Source organism: Dactylosporangium sp. NPDC049140, from assembly GCF_040648435.1.
Map to the genome: position 1 here is coordinate 134,348 of NZ_JBEZDS010000033.1, position 210 is coordinate 134,557.

Here is a 210-nt window from a genome sequence, read left to right on the forward strand (position 1 = left end):
TACCTGACCCGGACAGCAAAAAAGGCCGGCCCTCACGGGCCGGCCTCTTGGTCTTCGAGTTCGACAAAATGCTTCAGGGGCCCACCGAAATCGGTGAGCCCCTGAAGGAAATTTAGTCCGGCGGCGTCCTACTCTCCCACACTCTCTCGGGTGCAGTACCATCGGCGCTGGAGGGCTTAGCTTCCGGGTTCGGAATGGGACCGGGCGTTT

At 61.0% G+C, this 210-nt stretch carries 1 rRNA gene; it reads right to left on the bottom strand.

Features of this window, described 5'->3' with window-relative positions:
- Positions 1-115 precede the first annotated feature (115 nt).
- Positions 116-210: ribosomal RNA gene (gene rrf, locus AB0B76_RS38870) — 5S ribosomal RNA — on the bottom strand; the annotation flags it as partial.